13 protein-coding genes are annotated in these 16,775 nt (G+C 66.1%); 2 read left to right on the top strand and 11 right to left on the bottom strand.

Annotated features, from left to right (window positions below):
- Positions 1-11: 11 nt before the first annotated feature.
- The 7 genes from BUA26_RS08770 to BUA26_RS08740 all read right to left on the bottom strand — a co-directional run bounded on the left by BUA26_RS08770 (position 12) and on the right by BUA26_RS08740 (position 8,019).
- A complete protein-coding gene (locus BUA26_RS08770) occupies positions 12-827 on the bottom strand; it encodes a hypothetical protein (RefSeq protein WP_143154212.1) in 816 nt (271 codons plus the stop codon).
- 61 nt (positions 828-888) lie between these two features.
- On the bottom strand, positions 889-1,878 hold the full coding sequence (locus BUA26_RS08765) for a TolB family protein (protein WP_072759599.1): 990 nt from the start codon (positions 1,876-1,878) through the stop codon (positions 889-891).
- Between the two features lie 60 nt (positions 1,879-1,938).
- Entirely contained in the window at positions 1,939-2,898 is a 960-nt protein-coding gene (locus tag BUA26_RS08760; RefSeq protein ID WP_072759597.1) for a TolB-like translocation protein, read from the bottom strand.
- 151 nt (positions 2,899-3,049) lie between these two features.
- Positions 3,050-3,814 carry a LytR/AlgR family response regulator transcription factor gene (locus BUA26_RS08755; RefSeq protein WP_072759595.1) on the bottom strand — a complete coding sequence of 255 codons (765 nt, stop codon included), beginning with the start codon at positions 3,812-3,814 and terminating at the stop codon, positions 3,050-3,052.
- The gene (locus BUA26_RS08750) at positions 3,811-4,941 is read right to left on the bottom strand and encodes a sensor histidine kinase (protein WP_083572932.1); all 1,131 of its coding nucleotides are present in this window, start codon (positions 4,939-4,941) and stop codon (positions 3,811-3,813) included. The genes BUA26_RS08755 and BUA26_RS08750 overlap by 4 nt, the downstream gene beginning before the upstream one ends.
- 133 nt (positions 4,942-5,074) lie before the next feature.
- A complete protein-coding gene (locus BUA26_RS08745) occupies positions 5,075-6,871 on the bottom strand; it encodes a TolB family protein (RefSeq protein ID WP_143154211.1) in 1,797 nt (598 codons plus the stop codon).
- Positions 6,872-7,065: 194 nt separating this feature from the next.
- Entirely contained in the window at positions 7,066-8,019 is a 954-nt protein-coding gene (locus BUA26_RS08740) for a TolB family protein (protein WP_072759591.1), read from the bottom strand.
- Between the two features lie 79 nt (positions 8,020-8,098).
- On the opposite strand from BUA26_RS08740, the gene BUA26_RS08735 reads away from it, so the two are divergent.
- A complete protein-coding gene (locus tag BUA26_RS08735; protein WP_255368215.1) occupies positions 8,099-8,854 on the top strand; it encodes a nuclear transport factor 2 family protein in 756 nt (251 codons plus the stop codon).
- Between the two features lie 10 nt (positions 8,855-8,864).
- Here the strand turns inward: BUA26_RS08735 and BUA26_RS08730 are convergent, their stop codons facing one another.
- The 4 genes from BUA26_RS08730 to BUA26_RS08715 form a co-directional block, all read right to left on the bottom strand.
- On the bottom strand, positions 8,865-9,605 hold the full coding sequence (locus BUA26_RS08730) for an SDR family NAD(P)-dependent oxidoreductase (RefSeq protein ID WP_072759588.1): 741 nt from the start codon (positions 9,603-9,605) through the stop codon (positions 8,865-8,867).
- Entirely contained in the window at positions 9,602-11,044 is a 1,443-nt protein-coding gene (locus BUA26_RS08725) for an efflux transporter outer membrane subunit (protein ID WP_072759587.1), read from the bottom strand. Before BUA26_RS08725 ends, BUA26_RS08730 begins: the two co-directional genes overlap by 4 nt.
- Positions 11,044-14,235, bottom strand: a complete 3,192-nt coding sequence (locus BUA26_RS08720) for an efflux RND transporter permease subunit (RefSeq protein ID WP_072759586.1) — start codon at positions 14,233-14,235, stop codon at positions 11,044-11,046. Before BUA26_RS08720 ends, BUA26_RS08725 begins: the two co-directional genes overlap by 1 nt.
- Before the next feature lie 171 nt (positions 14,236-14,406).
- Positions 14,407-15,660 (bottom strand): efflux RND transporter periplasmic adaptor subunit, encoded by a 1,254-nt coding sequence (locus BUA26_RS08715; RefSeq protein ID WP_143154209.1) that lies wholly within the window; start codon positions 15,658-15,660, stop codon positions 14,407-14,409.
- A 143-nt stretch (positions 15,661-15,803) separates the two neighbouring features.
- On the opposite strand from BUA26_RS08715, the gene BUA26_RS08710 reads away from it, so the two are divergent.
- Positions 15,804-16,775, top strand: a complete 972-nt coding sequence (locus BUA26_RS08710) for a LysR family transcriptional regulator (protein ID WP_072759585.1) — start codon at positions 15,804-15,806, stop codon at positions 16,773-16,775.

Below are 16,775 nucleotides of genomic sequence, written 5' to 3'. Positions count from 1 at the left end.
CGTTACGTCCGTCAGATGGCATCCGGCAACAGGTTGAGCAAGGTATAGGAGCGCTGCTCGCCTTCGAATGTGTCGCCGCTTCTGGATACGAGCGTCACGTGCCGCCGCACCATGATCGTGTCGCTGACAATGACACCTCTGCGAATGGTCGTGTAGCCGTTCCATGTGGCGGTGCCCGGGATCACCGACACCTCGATTGTCTTTCCGGCCGTGGTGGTGATCCGCATCGGCTTTCCACTTTTCTCGCGGGACTGATCGTCGGACGACAGGCCGGCGCCGTTGCCGGTACGGGACAGCGTGACGACCTCGTTGCGCGGGTCGACGCGCAGCACGCGTACCTGTTCGGTTCCGGCTGGGCCGATTTCCCAAGGCCTGGGGATGGCGACGTCCCAGGTCATTCCAGCGCGGAGTTGGTCCGGCGCCTTGCCCCACAGCAAGGGATTGAAGACCACTCCGCTGGTTTGGTCGTTGATGCGGCAATTGCCCGCATAGCAGTTGGTGATGCCATCGCGAAGGATCTCGCTGTTGTGCACTGGCCCGCTGGACGGATGCCCGTCGTAGCGATCGTCTTCGTCGAAGACGATCGCCTTCGACGTGACGCCGGTCACCGTGTAGTCGGCGGTGCCGCTGATGAGATCGACCTTTTCCTTGAACCCCACGCCCTTTATCGAGACGGTCTTGGAGAACACATCGGACAAGCGCTCGCCCACCTTGAGATCGGGGTGCAGAAATGCTTCGACGGGCTCAGCGCGGGCCAATGAGATGCCCAGGCAAAAAATCGAAGCGCAAAAGGCGAGATTACCGACAGCACGGAGGTGGGGGTTCATCATGGTTTCCACGGAGTGTTGGTTGTCGACGGCGGTCCATCGAATCAGGTGGGATGGATATTCAGCGCGCGATGCCGTGCGCGCGCAGCACGTCGGTGATGTCGAAGCGCCACAAATTGCGCGAACCGTTGAGTGGCGACTGCAGGCGCTGTTGCAGCGTGGCCGCGTTGTCGCGTGGCTTCGGGAAATGCATTTCATCGTGGCGTGTACTTGATACGTACAGTTCGCCAAACCCGGGCCCCAGCGATGGTGCGTTTTCCAGCGCGGGGCTGTTGACGTCGTCGCCCAGGTGCAGCGGTTTGCCCCAGCGCCCGTCAGCCTGACGGAAGGCGATGTAGATGTCGGCGCTGCCCAGCGAGTCACCTTCGTTGCCGGCGTAGATCAGGAAGCGTCCTTGCGGATCCACCGCCGGATCCATGCGGCTGTGCTCGAGGTCGCCCAGCTCGACCCGGACCGGCGCCGCGTAGCCGCCATCCTGCGGATGCGCCATGTAGATCTGGTAGGCCTTGCCCGAATCGGCGCGATGCGCGGAGAAATAGATGTCGCCGTTGGCCGCCACCGACGGGTTGTAGATCATCGCGCCGTCGTTGAGCGCACCGTCGACGTGCACCGGCGGTCGCCATGCACCGTTGGGCTGCTGCGCCACATACCAGAGATTGGTGCCGGCGAATTTCTGTCCCCCCATCTGCGCCACCACCGGCGCGTCGCCTGGGTGCGGCGGACGATTGGAGACGAAGTAAAGGCGCTTGCCGTCAGGCGACAGCGCAGGCTCGGAGTCGTGCCACTGGCCGGAGAACGCGGCTACCTGCGCCGTCGACCAGTGATCGCCGCTGCGCCGGGAGACCATGATGGTGTCGTCCGACTCGGAAAAATCCGAGCGCATGAAATACAGCGTCTGGCCGTCCGGTGTCAGCGTGGCCGAGGTTTCCTGCGAGCCGGTGGAGATGACGCCGGGGCCGACCAGTTCGCCGCCGGTCGTCGCTGGTGTGGCCGCCGATGCGGCGTACGTTGCCGCGATACAGACGGCCAAGGCAAGGTTTCGCAAATTCACTGAAATCTCCTGAAGAGTGAGGGCGGCAAGTGGTGTGGCGGCACGCCGGCCGAAGCGGAATCACATCGCGTGATGCGCATCCAGCCAGGGAGCCAGCGACACGCTCCAGATGTGGTTGTTGCCGTTGTCCCACGCGCGCATGCGCTCGAGGTCCGTGCGTGCCTGCGTGGACGAGCGCGGGTAGTCCACCTTCGTCGCGTAGTTACTGGTGAAGTACAACGTGCGCCCGTCCGGGCCCAGGTGCGAGCCCCATGGCTGGTAACGGTCCACCGCGTCGCCGAGATCGATCGGCGCGCTCCAGCCATCGCCGTTGCGGAAGGCGATGTACAGGTGATCGGGCTTGTTCTTGTCGGCGTAGTCGGCGTCGAACACGATGAATGACTGGTCCGGCGCGATCGCCGGGTCCAGCTCATGCGCGGCCGGATCGCCCAGCGCGAGCCGCTGCGGCGTCTGGTAGCGGCCGTTGCGGTAGGCCGTGCGATAAAGATGGAACTGGTGCCCGGGCTCGTCCATCCGCTGGTAGTACACATCGCCATTGGCCGCCACGCTGGGCGCGTAGATGTGGGGGGCGTCGTTCACTAGGTCGGGCAGCCGCGCCGGGGCGCCCCAGCCGCTGCCGTCGCGGTCGACCCGCCACAGGTGGCCGCCGTGCAGCGGCTGGCCGCCGGCGACATCGGACCGGTTGGACGTGAACACCAGGAACGAGCCGTCCGGGGCCATCGCCGGATCGTGATCCAGCCATTGTCCGGAGAACGGCGCGACCCGCGGCGTCGACCAGCCGTCGCCGATGCGGTGCGACTCCATGATGAAGCCGTTCCAACCGGCCTGCTGGTCGAAGAAGACGGTGGCGCCGTCGGGGGCGAAGGTCAGGCAGTCTACGCCGGACGGGCCGGAGATCGAACCGGGCGCGAAGATTTGCGGTTGCGGGGATGCCGGTGCAGCGGCCTGGGCGCTGGCGTTGGCGGACATCCCGAGAACGATGCAGCTGCCGGCAAGCAGCGAAACCATGCGACGGATCATGCGTTCTCCTCGACGCGGTGACGATGCCATCGAGTCTGCAAGCCGGCGTCGGTTCGGCGCCGCGGTTTTGTGACGACCGGGAATCGGATGTGACCAGCGGTCGAATACCCGGGTCGAACGGTAAGGATGCTCTGGGTTAATCAGAGCATCCTTAGTGCAGTCCCAGCACGGTCCACGCGGCAGCGCGAAAACGGCGGCTCAAGCCCAGCCGGGTGCCGTCGCGCAGCACCACTTCCGCATTGCCCTGGAACAGTGGGTGCACTTCGGCCACGCGTTCCACATTCACCACGATGCCGCGATGGATGCGCAGGAAGCGGGCGGGGTCGAGCATGGTCAGCAGATGGCGCAGCGTCTCGCGGTGCAGGAAGCGGCTGCTGCCGACATGAATGTGCACGTAGTTGCCGTCGGCGCGGATCCAGTCGATGTCCGCCACGGCGATCACCCGGATATGTTCGCCGCTGCGTATGCTGAGGCGTTGCGCGTAGCCGGTACCGGCGGCCGGAGGCGCTGCGGACTCTCCATGGGCGTGCACGGCGTGCAGTCCCTGCCAGTGCCGGTTCACCCGCGCCATCGCCTGGTCGAAGCGGCCCTGGTCGATCGGTTTGAGCACGTAGTCCAGCGCATTGGCGTCGAATGCGCGCAGCGCGTGTTCGGCGAATGCAGTGGCGAATACCACCAAGGGCAAGCGGTCCGGCGCCAACTCGTGCAGCAGGCCGAAGCCGTCCATGCCGGGCATCTGGATATCCAGGAACAGCAGGTCCGGCTGCAACGCGCGCAAGGCCTGCATCGCTTCGTCGGCGTTGCCGCATTCGCCGACGATCTCCACTTCATCGTGCGAGGCCAGCGCCTGGCGCAGTGCCAGCCGCGCCAGTACCTCGTCGTCGACCAGTACGGTGCGCAGGCGTGGCGTGGTCATGCGACGTATCTGATGAAGGGCAGGCGCACTTCGGCGCGCGTGCCGCCGCCGGCGAGCGGGGTGAGCTCGAGCCGCGCCGAATCGCCGAACAGCATGCGCAGGCGTGAGCGCGTGTTGCCCAGGCCGATGCCTTCGGGCGCGCCTTGCGGCGGCAGGCCGAGACCGTCGTCGTCCACGCGCAGTTGCAGCTGCGCGCCGTCACGCCGCGTGGAGACGCGCAGGATGCCGGCGCCGGGCTTGTCCTGCAGCCCGTGGCGCAGGGCGTTCTCCACCAGCGGCTGCAGGATCAGGTTGGGCACCGCCGCGGCCAAGGTGTCGTCAGCCACATCCAGTTCGGTGCTGAGCCGGTCCTGGAAACGCACCTGCTGGATGTCGAGATAGCAGCTGAGAAAATCCAGCTCGCGCGACAGCGGTACCTGTGGCGCATGGCGCTCCTCCAGCGTCAGCCGCAGGAAGTCGCTGAGTCGCGCGATCATCAACCGTGCCTGCAGCGGATCGGCCAACGCCAATGCCGAGATGGCGTTGAGCGTGTTGAACAGGAAGTGCGGCTGCAGCTGCATGCGCAGGGCCTGCAGTTGGGACTGCGCCAATTGCGTTTCCAACTGCGCGTTGCGCAGCCGTTCGCCGCGCAGATGGCGGCGCGATTCCAATCCGCGCAGCACTACCAGGATCACCCAGTAAGTCACCAGGCCTTGCTGGAATTTGTAGGCGAACTCCATGCTCACGAAGCCAGCCAGCGAGTGCACCGGCATCCGGCCCGGCCCGCACACGGACCAGAAGATCAGTAGTTGCAGCAGCGTCTGCGCCAGCGCCACGCCGACGCTGGCCGGCACCTGCAGCGCCAGAAATCGCGGCCAGCCACGCACGGTGCCTTGCCGCCCCAGCCAGCCGATTCCCGGCACCAGCAGCATCCACAGGTAGAAGTCGGCCAGGTTCCAGGTCAGTCCGCGCAGCCAGGCCGGCTCGTGTCCCTCGCTGATCGAGGAAAGCCCTGAAACGAGCGCGTAAGACAGTGCCAGCAGCGTCCAGAAGCCGAACGCCAGGCCCCAGGTCTTTGACCCCCGCGAGGTGATGTCGTCCGGCACAGGATTCTCGCTGGCGATGCCAGCCGCTGGCTCACTATTCATGCGCGCAGTATGCCCATGCCGTGCAGCCGACGGATAGGCCGAAAGTGGTGCCGACGTCGAACGTGGACGGGGGTTCAGCGCAGCGCCTCCGCGTCGGTATCCCAAGCGGTGGCAAGAACATCGCCCGGCTTCATCAGTGTCTGGCCGCAACGTGTTCCATCAGCCAGGGTGTGATCGACAGGTGGTGGATGCGTTTGTCCGCCGCCGTGAAATACAGCGTGGACAGGTTGGGGTCGAGACGTGCTTCCTCGCCCGACGGCCCGAGGTGGATCGGTTGGCCCCAGCCTGCGGGTGTGGCGAAGGCCATGAACAAGTCGTTCGTGTCCGCGGCAGCGGGCTCGCGATTCGAACTGAACACGATGAAGGACTTGTCCGGCGCGATAGCCGGATCGACATCGGCGGTCGCGTCTTCGTTCGACGGCAAAGGCAGCCGTACCGGCGGCTGGAACTGCCCGCCGGCGAACTGGCTGAAATAGATCCGCAGATGATGGCTCTGCGGATCGGGCTTCATGAAATACAAGCTGCCGTCCGCCGCCACCGCCGGCGAGTAGGTCGCCGGGCTGGTATTGACGATATCGGGAAGCCGCATCGGTGTGCCCCAGCCATGGCCCTCGCGGTTCACGCGCCACAGGTTGCCGCCACGGCCAGGTTGCGGCTTGCCGCCGAAATAGCCGTCCAGCGCCTTGCCGCCGGCCGTGGCAGGCCGGTTGGAAATGAAGATCAGATACGAGCCATCGGGCGCCATCACGGGTTCCAGGTCCATCCACTGGTCCGAAAACGGCGCGCGTTCCGGCGCCGACCAGAGCCCTGCCTGCCGATGCGAAAGATAGATCCGCCGCGACGGTCCCAGCCCGCGTGCGAACACCACCGTCTGGCCGTCCGGTGTGAACGCGGGCGACGCATCGTCGCCCAGCCCCCATGCCGGCTCCGCCTGAAGCTGGCGGGAAGCCGTGGGGGCCGTTGCGGATGGTGCGTCCAGCCAGGAGGCCAGCGACACCTGCCAGATATGGTCGGCGCCGTTGTTCCATGTCGCCGAGGCATTCGGGTCCGATGCCGGCAGGCGGCGATCGCTGTAGAAATACAGCGTACGGTGATCGGGACCCAGCTGGGCGCCCATGCTGTGCTTGCCGCCGTTCACCGTGTCGCCGAGATCGCGCGGCCCGCTCCAGCCGGTGGGCGTGTGGAACGCGATGGCCAGCCGATAAGGTTGCTGCGCCTCATGCTTGATGCTGACAACCATGAATGAACCGTCGGGCGCGACCGCCGGATCGCGGATCGTCGCATCCGCGTCACCGAGTGCCACCGCGTAGGGCGGCAGATAACTGCCGTTGCGATAAACCGAGCGCAGCAGATGGAGCTGCGAGTCCGGCCCGCTGCGGCCGATGAAGTAGATGCTGCCGTCGGCCGCGATGCTGGGGGCAAATGTCATCGGGCTGCTGTTGACGATATCGGGCAGACGCACCGGCGCGCTCCAGCCATGGCCTTGCCGGTTCACCCGCCACAGGTTCATGCCGCGGCCCGCGTAGCGCTTGCCCCCGCTGACTGCGTCGATGGGCGAACCGCCCGACGCGGCCGGCCGGTTCGAGACGAACAGCAGGAACGAACCATCGGGCGCCATCGCCGGATCGAGGTCGCGCCATTGCCCGGAGAATGGCGCGGTCCGCGGTGTCGACCAGTGGCCGCCGTCGCGATGCGATTCCATCAGCGTGAAGCTGTCGGTGCCGCGCATGAAATACACCGTCGCGCCGTCCGGCGTGAATGCCGCCGCGCCATCGTCGTCGGTTCCGGCAATCGCGCCGGGCGCGAAGATCGTGGCTGTCGGTGGGAAATCCGGTGACGTGGCGCGGACCGCACCGGTTGTGCCGGCGAGCGTGCCCGCGGTTGCAAGAATCATGAAAATGGCCGGCAATCGCATGTCTGTCTTCCGCATGTCTATCTCCCTTGGCCGCGCGTCTGCTGCATGAGCAGCCGGGCGTTGATGTCGATGTGGATGGTGATGTTGCCGCAAGGCTGGCACGAGCGATCAGTCACGTCGCCGGTCTTGTGACGACAGGCGCCGCGGTGGTGACGAACGGTAAGCGTGCACACGCAGATGGCCGAGAGTGACGGCGGCGGCGCATGCCGTCATCCGCGCGCATCCAGCCACGGCGCCAGCGACACCTGCCAGATATGACCGGCACCGTTGTTCCACGTCGCGGCGGCATTCGGGTCCGATGCCGGCAGGCGACGATCGCTGTAGAAATACAGCGTGCGGTGATCAGGCCCCAGCTGGGCTCCCATGCTCTCGCCGCTGTTGACCGTGTCGCCGAGATCGCGCGGCGCGGTCCAGCCGTCGGACGTGCGGAACGCGATGGCGAGACGGTACACCTCCTGCGCCGCGTGCTTGATGCTGACGACCATGAATGAGCCGTCGGGCGCGATCGCCGGGTCGCGAACCGTCGCGTCCGCCTCGCCGAGTGCCACCACATGAGGCGTCGCGTAATGCCCGTCGCGATACGGCGACTGCAATAGCTTGAAGTCGCCGTTGGGCCCTGCACAGCCAATGAAGTAGATGCTGCCGTCGGCGGCGATGCTCGGAGAGGAGACCAGGGAGCAGAGGTTGACGGTGTCGGATAGACGCACCGGCTCGCTCCAGCCGCCGCCTTGCCGGTTCACCCGCCACAGGTTCATGCCCTGTCCAGCGCGGCGCTTGCCGGCACGGACCGCATCGACGGGCGGGCCGCCTGGTGTGGCCGGACGGTTGGAGACAAACAGCAGAAACGAACCGTCGGGCGCCATCGCCGGATCGAGGTCGTGCCAATGTCCTGAGAACGACGCCGCGCGCGGCACCGACCAGCGGCCATGTTCGCGCTGCGATTCCATCAGGGTCGAGCCACTGCCGGTGTCGCGCATGAAGACCACCGTCGCGCCATCCGGAGTGAACGCCGCCGCGCCATCGTTGGCGGTTCCGGCGATCGCGTCCGGCGCGAAGATCGTGGCCGCCGGCGAAGAATCCGGTGGCGCGGCGCGAACCGCAACGGTCGTGCCGCCGAGCGCGAGCGTGGCTGCAAGAGTCACGAAGATGGCGGGCAATCGCATGTCTATCTCCCTTTGCCGCGCGTCCGCTGCATGAGCAACCGGACAACAGCGTCGATGTGGACGGTGGGGCAAGGCTGGCATGGACCATCGGTGGCGTCGCCGATCTTGTGACGACAGGCATCGCGGTGGTGACGAGCGGCACGCGTGCACGTGCCGATGGTCGAAAGCGGTGTCGGCGGATGGCGAGCGGGTTCGCACCGGTCAGCGCGACCGCTGGCGAATGCGTGGCGACCGTTTGTCACGCCGTCGCCGTCGGTCGTCACAGGAACGGTGCGGCGCGCCGCCATGCCGGGCAGTCTGCATCGGCGGCAATGTCGCCGCGGACGAGGACAGCAGCATGCGCAAGCAATATCTCTTCCGGATCGCCTTGGCGTGCCTTGCCGCGACGACGATGGGAACGACGGGCGCGATCGCGGCGACTTCCGCCACGCAGACCAGCCCGGACGAAACTGCCAGGACCGAAGCGGCGGTGATCGCTGTCGATGAGCACTGGCTGGAGGCCGAACTTAGTGGCGATAGCGCCTGGCTCGATGCCATGCTGCTGCCCGAGTACCGCTCGGTCGGCACCGACGGCGCGGTGCATCCGAAGTCCGCGATCATGGCGCACGCGGCGAAGAATCGCGGCTCCGACGAGGAACGTCGCAAGGTCGAGGCATGGATCAAGGCGCATCCGTCGGGCAAGGCGGTCGTGATCCACGGCGACACCGCGATCCTGTCGTTTTACGACCCGGCGAAGGGCGCGGCCAGCGACGTACGTTCGTCCGACATCTTCGTCTACGTCGACGGTCGCTGGCACGCGCTGTACTCGCAGCACAGCGGGCCCGGCAAGAGCTAAGGTCGGCGGTTCACCACGGGATCACTTCGCCATCGCGGAAGAACCGTCCGGTCGGTGCCGGCGCGGGCAGGTTGGCCGCCCATACGATACCCGCCGCCCCGCGCTCCACGGGTCGGCCGCCGGGGCCGCCGAGTTCGGTGGCGACCCAGCCCGGACACACCGCGTTGACGGCGATACCGCTGCCGTCGAGCTCCGCCGCCAGCGTTCGAGTATAGGCGTTGAGCGCGGCCTTGGAGGTGCGATAGGCTACGCAGCTGGCGCTGGTCGAGCCGCTGGCGCCGCAACCGCTCGATACGTTCACGATGCGGCCGTAACCATGCCGCCGCATCAGCGGCAGCAACGCGCTCGACAGACGCCAGCTGCCGAACAGGTGAGTCTCCAGCGCAGCATGCGCCGGCGTGATGTCGCTAGTGCTGGCCGCAGCGTCGTGGTCGTAATGGCCGCCGGCGTTGTTGACCAGCACGTCGAGCCGGCCGTAGGTAACGTCGGTCCAGCGGACCAGGGTGTCGACCTCGTCCTGCCGGGTCACGTCGAGCTGCACCGCGATCACTTCGCCGGGAGCTCCGGCGAGTTTGCGCGCCGCGTGCAAGCCCTTGTCGAAATCACGCGCACCCAGCAGCACGGTCATGCCGCGCTCGCTGAGCTGGCGCGCCACCTCGAAGCCGAGGCCGCGGTTGGCGCCGGTGACCAGCGCCACGCGATAGACCGGTGCGGTCGCCGTCGCCGGCACACGTCGGGCCGGCCGGCTCATGGTGCGGCGTCGGACTTGGCCACGGCGCTGCAATGCTCGTCGCCGCAAGCCTGCCAGCCGCCGCCGAGCGCCTTGTACAGCGCCACGGCACGGGTGTTGATCGCTGCCTCGGCCTGGGCCAGATCGTCTTCGGCAGCGAGCTGGGTACGCTCGGCGTCGAGCAGTTCGAGGAAGCTGGTGGCGCCTTCCTGGTAGCGCACGCGGGCCAGGTCGGCGGCACGCTTGCTCTGCGTGCTCTGTTCGATCAGGTGATCGACGCGCAGGCGTTGCTGGTTGAAACCGGTAACCGCGTTGTCGATGTCCTCGATCGCCAGCAGCACGGTCTGCTGATAGTTCGCCTGCGCCGCGTCGGCGCGCGCTTCGCTGGCATGCAGGTTGGCGCGCACACGCTGGATGTTCAGGCCGGACCAGCTGATGCTCGGTGCCAGCGACCATGCGCGCGTCGACGGGCTGCCGAAATCATTGCTGCGTCCGGCAAGGAAACCGAGGAAGCCACCCAGCGTGATGTGCGGAAAGAAATCCGCCTTGGCTACGCCGATACGCGCGGTGGCGGCGGCGTATTGGCGCTCGGCGATACGCACGTCCGGGCGGCGCGTCAGCACGTCGCCGGCGTCGCCGATCGGCAGGCTTACCGCAATCGGCGAGAAGCTCTTCGGCGAGACGTCGATGTCGAGCTCACCCGGCCGCTCACCGAGCAGCACGGCGAGCCGGAATTCGTTGGCGCTGGCCTGCGTCTGCAGCAGCGGCAGCTGCGCCTGCACCGCGCTCAGGCGGGCTTTCGCGCTGGCCACGTCCTGCTCGGAACCGGAGCCGAGCTGCTGGCGCAGGTCGGTCAGATGGACGGTCTGCTGCTGGCTTTCGATGTCGCGCCGGGCAATGTCCAGCCGCAGCTGGCTGCCGCGCAATTCGAAATAGTTGCGTGCGACCTCGGCCAGCAGGCTGATCTGCGCGTTGTGCAGCGCCGCTTCGCTGGCGCCGAGATCGGCCCGGGACGCCTCCACCGAACGGCGCACGCCGCCGAACAGGTCCAGTTCCCACGACGCGTCGAAGCCGGCCTGGTACGTCGTCACCGTCTGCCGCTGCGTGCCGAAGCCCGGTTGCTGACCGCGGCTGCGCGTGTAGTTCACGTCGGTATCGATCGTCGGCAGCTGTTCGGATTTGGCACCGCTGAGCAGCGCCCGCGATTCATGCAGACGCGCCACCGCGATGCGCAGGTCCAGGTTGTTGGCCGCTGCGCGCTGGATCAACGCATCCAGCGTGGGATCGTTGAACTGCTTCCACCACGCGGCCTGGAACTGCGCATTGTTCTCCTGTGCCGCGTCCAGTCCCTGCAGCTGTGGCGCGGCGGGTTTCGCTTCGTGATAGTTCGGGCCCACGCTGGCGCAACCGGCCAGAGCCAGGGCTGCGCTCAGCGCGGCGACCTTGAGAGACATTTTCATCAGTGGTTCTCCAGCGCCGGCAGTGCGTGTGCCGCGGCGCGCGCAGCCGCACGCGCTTCGCGACGCTCGACCAGGGCGCGAATCAGGACATAGAACAGCGGGGTATAGATCAACCCGAAGATGGTTACGCCCAGCATGCCGGAGAACACCGCCACGCCCATCGCATGGCGCATCTCGGCACCGGCACCGTGCGAGGTCACCAGCGGCACCACACCCATGATGAAGGCGAACGACGTCATCAGGATCGGGCGCAACCGCAGCTTCGCCGCTTCCAGCACGGCCTCATGGCGAGCCATGCCTTCATGCTGGCGTTCGCGGGCGAACTCGACGATCAGGATCGCGTTCTTGCACGCCAGTCCGACCAGCACGATCAATCCGATCTGGGTGAAGATGTTGTTGTCGCCGCCGCTCAGCCACACGCCGGCAATCGCGGACAACAACACCATCGGCACGATCAGGATCACCGCCAGCGGCAGCGACCAGCTCTCGTACAGCGACGACAGCACCAGGAACACCAGCAATACGCACAACGGGAACACCAGAATCGCGGTGTTTCCGGCCAGGATCTGCTGATAGGTCAGCTCGGTCCACTCGAAGCTGATGCCGTTGGGCAGGTTGTCCTTCGCCAGCTTTTCAATCGCCGCCTGCGCCTGGCCGGAGCTGAAGCCCGGCGCCGGGCCGCCGTTGATCTCGGCTGTCGGGTAACCGTTGTAGTGCTGCACGCGATCCGGACCGGCACCTTGCTGCACGGTGACGAACGAACCCAGCGGCACCATCTGGCCCTGCGTGTTGCGCGTCTTCAGCTGCAGGATGTCCTCCGGCGTATGCCGGAACTCGGGATCGGCCGACACGTTCACCTGGTAGGTGCGCCCGAAACGATTGAAGTCGTTGACGTAGAGCGAGCCCATGTAGGCCTGCATGGTCTGGTACACGTCGGCCAGGTTCACGCCTTCGGCCTTCGCCTTCTCGCGATCCACATCGGCGTCCACTTGCGGCACGCTGACCTGGAAACTGGAGAACAGTCCGGCGAGTGCCGGATCCTTCCGGCTTGCTGCGATCAGGTTCTGGGTCTGCTTGTACAGCTCCTCGAAACCGCGATCGCTGCGGTCTTCCAGCTGCAGGCGGAAGCCACCGATCGTGCCCAGCCCCATCACCGGCGGCGGCGGGAATACCGCGATGTACGCATCCTGGATCGACGCGAACTTCTGGTTCAGCGCGCCGGCGATCGCGCCGGCCGAGAGCTCCGCGCTGCGGCGCTCCTCGAACGGCTTCAGCGTGACGAACACGATGCCTGAGTTGGTGGAGTTGGTGAAACCGTTGATCGACAGGCCCGGGAACGCCACCGCGTGTTCCACGCCAGGCTGCTTCAGCGCAATGGCGCCCATGCGTTGGATCACGTCTTCGGAACGATCGAGCGAAGCTGCATCGGGCAGTTGTGCGAACGCCACCAGGTACTGCTTGTCCTGGCCCGGCACGAAGCCCGTCGGTACGTGCGAGAAGCCGAACGCGGTCAGGGCGATCAGGCCGGCGTACAGCACCAGCGCGATCGAACCCTTGCTGAGGATGCGCTTCACGCCGCCGACGTAACGCTCCGAGCCGCGACGGAACATGCGGTTGAACGGGCGGAACAGCCAGCCGAACGCGCGGTCGATCGCACGGGTGAGGCGGTCCTTCGGTGTGTCGTGGCTCTTCAGCAACACCGCGGCCAGCGCCGGGCTGAGGGTCAGCGAGTTGAACGCCGAGATCACCGTGGAGATCGCGATGGTCAGAGCGAACTGGCGATAGAACTGGCCGGTGAGACCGCTGACGAACGCGGTCGGGATGAACACCGCGCACAGCACCAGCGCGGTCGCCACGATGGGGCCGGTGACCTCGTGCATGGCATGGCGCGTGGCCTCCTTCGGCGACTGGCCCAGCTCGATATGCCGTTCCACATTCTCCACCACCACGATCGCGTCATCGACCACGATGCCGATCGCCAATACCAGCCCGAACAACGACAACGCGTTGAGCGAGAAGCCGGCCAGGTACATCACCGCGAACGTGCCGATCAGCGATACCGGTACCGCCACCAGCGGAATGATCGAAGCGCGCCAGGTCTGCAGGAACAGGATCACCACCAGCACCACCAGCAGGATCGCTTCCAGCAAGGTGTGCGCCACCGCCTCGATCGAGCCGCGCACGAACACGGTCGGGTCGTACACGATCGAGTAGTCGACGCCTTGCGGGAACTCCTTCTTCAGCTGCGTCATGGTGGCGCGCACTTCGTCGGAGATCTGGATCGCATTGGAGCCGGGCCGCGCGAAGATCGGCAGCGCCACCGCCGGCTTGTTGTCGAGCAGGCTGCGCAGCGCGTAGTTGTTGGAACCCAGGTCGACCTTGGCCACGTCGTTCAGATGGGTAACGCCGCCATTCGCGTCGGTGCGCACGATGATGTTGCGGAAATCGTCTTCGCTGACCAGTCGGCCACGGGTGTTGATGTTGAGCTGGAACGCGGAATTGGTCGGCCCGGGCGGCGCATTCAGCGCACCGGCGGCGACCTGCACATTCTGCTCGCGGATCGCGCTGATGACGTCGCCGGTGGTGAGCCCGCGCTGCGCCAGTTTCTGCGGATCCAGCCACACGCGCATCGAGTATTCGCCGGCGCCGAAGATCTGCACGTCGCCGACGCCGTCGAGCCGGCCCAGCACATCCTTCACGTGCAGCCGCGCGTAGTTCGACAGGTACAGCATGTCGTAGCGCTGATCCGGCGAGGTGAGATGCACGACCATGGTGAGGTCGGGCGAGCTCTTCTGCGTGGTCACGCCGAGTCGCTGCACTTCTTCCGGCAGCTTGGGCAGGGCCTGCGCCACGCGGTTCTGCACGTCGACCTGGGCGGTGTTGAGGTTGGTACCCAGCGCGAACGTCACGGTCAGGGTCAGTGCGCCATCGCTGGTCGCCTGCGAAGAGCTGTAGAGCATGCCCTCGACGCCGTTGATCTGTTCCTCCAGCGGCGTGGCGACAGTTTCGCCGATGACCTTGGGGTTGGCGCCGGGATACGCCGCGCGCACCACGACGGTGGGCGGCACGACTTCCGGGTATTCGCTGATCGGCAGCTTGAACACCGCGATGGAGCCGGTGATCACGAACAGCAGCGACAGCACGGCGGCCATGATCGGCCGATCGACAAAGAATTGGGCAATGTTTTTCATGCAATGAATCCTCGACGAAGCCGCTTCGCGGCTTCGGTCTTCTTTGCTCCTCTCCCTGCATCGCAGGAGGAGGTGGGGAGGGGGTAACGCTTGCTCTTGCTATGCGGTTCGCTGGAGGGCTTCACCCCTCCCCAGCCCTCCCCTGCTGCACTTAGGGGAGGGAGCGTGTGCTCAACCTTGCGGACCCTTCGCTGTCGCCGTGTTGGCCTGCGCGGTGCGCGTGTTGTCGGCATCCGGCTGGGCTGCAGGAGCGGCTTCGACCAGCGCCTTGTCGCTGGCATCGAGCCGGTACTGCATGGCCACCTTCTGCGGGTTGACCTCGGCACCGGGGCGCACGCGCTGCAGGCCGTTGACGATCACCACGTCGTTGGCATCCAGACCGCTTTCGATCACGCGCAGGCCATGAAACAGCGCACCGGTGCTGACCTTGCGGTATTCCACCTTGTGCTGCTTGTCGACCACGTAGACGAACTGGTTGCCGAGGTCGGTGCCGATCGCACGGTCGTCCACCAGCAGGCGCGGACGTGCCTGGCCGCTTTGCAGCTGCACGCGGGCGTACAGGCCTGGCGTGTACAGCCCATCGGCGTTGTCGAACACCGCGCGCAGGCGCATCGTGCCGGAGCCGGCGTGCAGCTGGTTGTCGACGAAGTCGAGGCGGCCCTCATGCGGATGGCCAGGTTCGTCGGCCAGCCCCATCGCGGCCTCGATCCGCGCGTTGCGTCCGGCCTTCGCCGCGCCGCTGCGCAGATGGTCGAGCTTGAGCCAGGTCTGTTCGTCCACATCGAAATAGACATAGACCGGATTGACCGAGACCACGCTGGTCAACACGTCGCTGCTGGTGACCAGATTGCCGGGATTGACCCGGGCATTGCTGACGCGGCCATCGATCGGCGAGCGCACCTGGGTGAAATCCAGGTTCAGGCGTGCGGCGGCCAGTGCGGCCGTGCTGGCCGCCAGCTGCGCACGCGCGCTCTGTTCGGTCGTGCTCTGGCGATCCGCTTCCTGCTGCGCCACGGCATGCTGGGCCAGCAACATCTCGGCGCGACGCTGGTTGGTCTCGGCCAGGCTCAACTCGGCACGGGCCTGCGCCTGATTCGCGCTGAGCCGGTCGACCTCGGCCTGATACGGGCGCGGATCGAGCTGGAACAGCACATCGCCCTTGTGCACCAGCGCACCTTCCTGGAAATGCACCGAATCCACGAAGCCGCCGACCCGCGGCTGCACCTGCACCGTGCTGACCGCTTGCAGCCGGCCGGTGAATTCGGCGCTGTCGCTGACCTGGCGGGTCAAGGCCTGCGCGACCGTGACTTCAGCCGGACCGCCGCCAGCCGGGGTTTGCGCCTGGCTGTTGCCGCCATGCAGGAGAACCCAGCTGCCGATCACACCAGCGGCTATCAGAGGTATCAGCATCCATTGTTTTTTCATGTTGCGCTCCCAGAATCTGACAGGCCGGGCACACATCCCCGGCGAAGGGTCGAGAGAATAGGTGTACCTGGCGGTATAGAAAATCCGTTTCTTGCGCACTACACTCATGACTCGCGATCACGAATCGGCCAGGAATCCAGGCAATGGAAGACTTTTCAGCAATTTCGACCTTCGTCCGGGTAGTCGAAGCCAAGAGCTTCGCCGCCGCTGCCAGTCAGTTGGGGATGACCCCGTCGGGGGTCAGCCGGGCTGTCGCCCGGCTGGAAGCCCAACTCGGCGCCCGGTTGCTGTTCCGTTCGACCCGTTCGTTGCGGTTGACCGACGATGGGGCCTCATTCCATGCACGTTGCAAGGAGATCCTCGCCGATCTGGCCGAGGCGACCGAAGCGCTAGGGCATGCGCGCAGCCACCCGGTAGGCAAGTTGCGGGTAGCTGCCCATTCGGCGATCGGCCGTGCCGCGCTGATTCCGAATCTGGCCGAGTTCGAGCAGCGCTATCCGGACATCCGGCTCGAGCTGGCCATGTGCGACTACCACTTCGACCTCAATGAAGAAGGTTACGACTGCGCCATCCGCATGGGTGAACTGGCCGATTCCAACCTGATCGCGCGCAAGCTCGGCTACTTCAACAATGTTCTGTGCGCCTCGCCGGACTATCTGCGCAAGCATGGCGCGCCGCATAGCATCGAGGACCTCAAGCAGCATCGCGCCATCAACTACGTCTATCCGAACACCGGCAAGCCCTACCAATGGCAGTTCGACACGCCGAGCGGGCGCGTTGCGCTGGATATCGACGCACACATGCTGATCAACGACGGCGAATCGGTGATTCAAGCGGCGGTCGCCGGCCTGGGCATCATCCAGATCGCCCACTGCCTCGCCGCCAGCGCGCTGGCCAAGGGCCAGCTGGAGATCGTGATGACCGATACGATTTCCACCGGCTCCCCGGTGTGGATCGTCTACCCGCAGAAACGGCATCTGTCGGCGCGCGTGCAGGCGTTCATCGAGTGGGCCAACGAGCTGTTCCAGCGCACCAGCGAACCGCAATGCCGGATCACGGCACGGATCAAGGCCGAGCAGGCCGAGCGCGGCGAGCGTGTAGCCGCCGTCGCGTAA

Origin of the sequence: Rhodanobacter sp. OK091, assembly GCF_900142825.1 — a bacterium.
Lineage (GTDB): Bacteria > Pseudomonadota > Gammaproteobacteria > Xanthomonadales > Rhodanobacteraceae > Rhodanobacter.
Note: the sequence above shows the minus strand (reverse complement) of the source record. Positions and strands in the feature narration are given on the sequence as shown.

What these genes read in the sequence shown, in the direction of transcription:
- BUA26_RS08760 (WP_072759597.1), bottom strand. Translation starts at nt 2,898, where the DNA reads ATGATCCGTCGCATGGTTTCGCTGCTTGCCGGCAGCTGCATCGTTCTC.
- BUA26_RS08720 (WP_072759586.1), bottom strand. Translation starts at nt 14,235, where the DNA reads ATGAAAAACATTGCCCAATTCTTTGTCGATCGGCCGATCATGGCCGCC.
- BUA26_RS08770 (WP_143154212.1), bottom strand. Translation starts at nt 827, where the DNA reads ATGAACCCCCACCTCCGTGCTGTCGGTAATCTCGCCTTTTGCGCTTCG.
- BUA26_RS08745 (WP_143154211.1), bottom strand. Translation starts at nt 6,871, where the DNA reads ATGCGGAAGACAGACATGCGATTGCCGGCCATTTTCATGATTCTTGCA.
- BUA26_RS08725 (WP_072759587.1), bottom strand. Translation starts at nt 11,044, where the DNA reads ATGAAAATGTCTCTCAAGGTCGCCGCGCTGAGCGCAGCCCTGGCTCTG.
- BUA26_RS08755 (WP_072759595.1), bottom strand. Translation starts at nt 3,814, where the DNA reads ATGACCACGCCACGCCTGCGCACCGTACTGGTCGACGACGAGGTACTG.
- BUA26_RS08750 (WP_083572932.1), bottom strand. Translation starts at nt 4,941, where the DNA reads ATGAATAGTGAGCCAGCGGCTGGCATCGCCAGCGAGAATCCTGTGCCG.
- BUA26_RS08735 (WP_255368215.1), top strand. Translation starts at nt 8,099, where the DNA reads ATGGACCATCGGTGGCGTCGCCGATCTTGTGACGACAGGCATCGCGGT.
- BUA26_RS08730 (WP_072759588.1), bottom strand. Translation starts at nt 9,605, where the DNA reads ATGAGCCGGCCGGCCCGACGTGTGCCGGCGACGGCGACCGCACCGGTC.
- BUA26_RS08715 (WP_143154209.1), bottom strand. Translation starts at nt 15,660, where the DNA reads ATGAAAAAACAATGGATGCTGATACCTCTGATAGCCGCTGGTGTGATC.
- BUA26_RS08740 (WP_072759591.1), bottom strand. Translation starts at nt 8,019, where the DNA reads ATGCGATTGCCCGCCATCTTCGTGACTCTTGCAGCCACGCTCGCGCTC.
- BUA26_RS08710 (WP_072759585.1), top strand. Translation starts at nt 15,804, where the DNA reads ATGGAAGACTTTTCAGCAATTTCGACCTTCGTCCGGGTAGTCGAAGCC.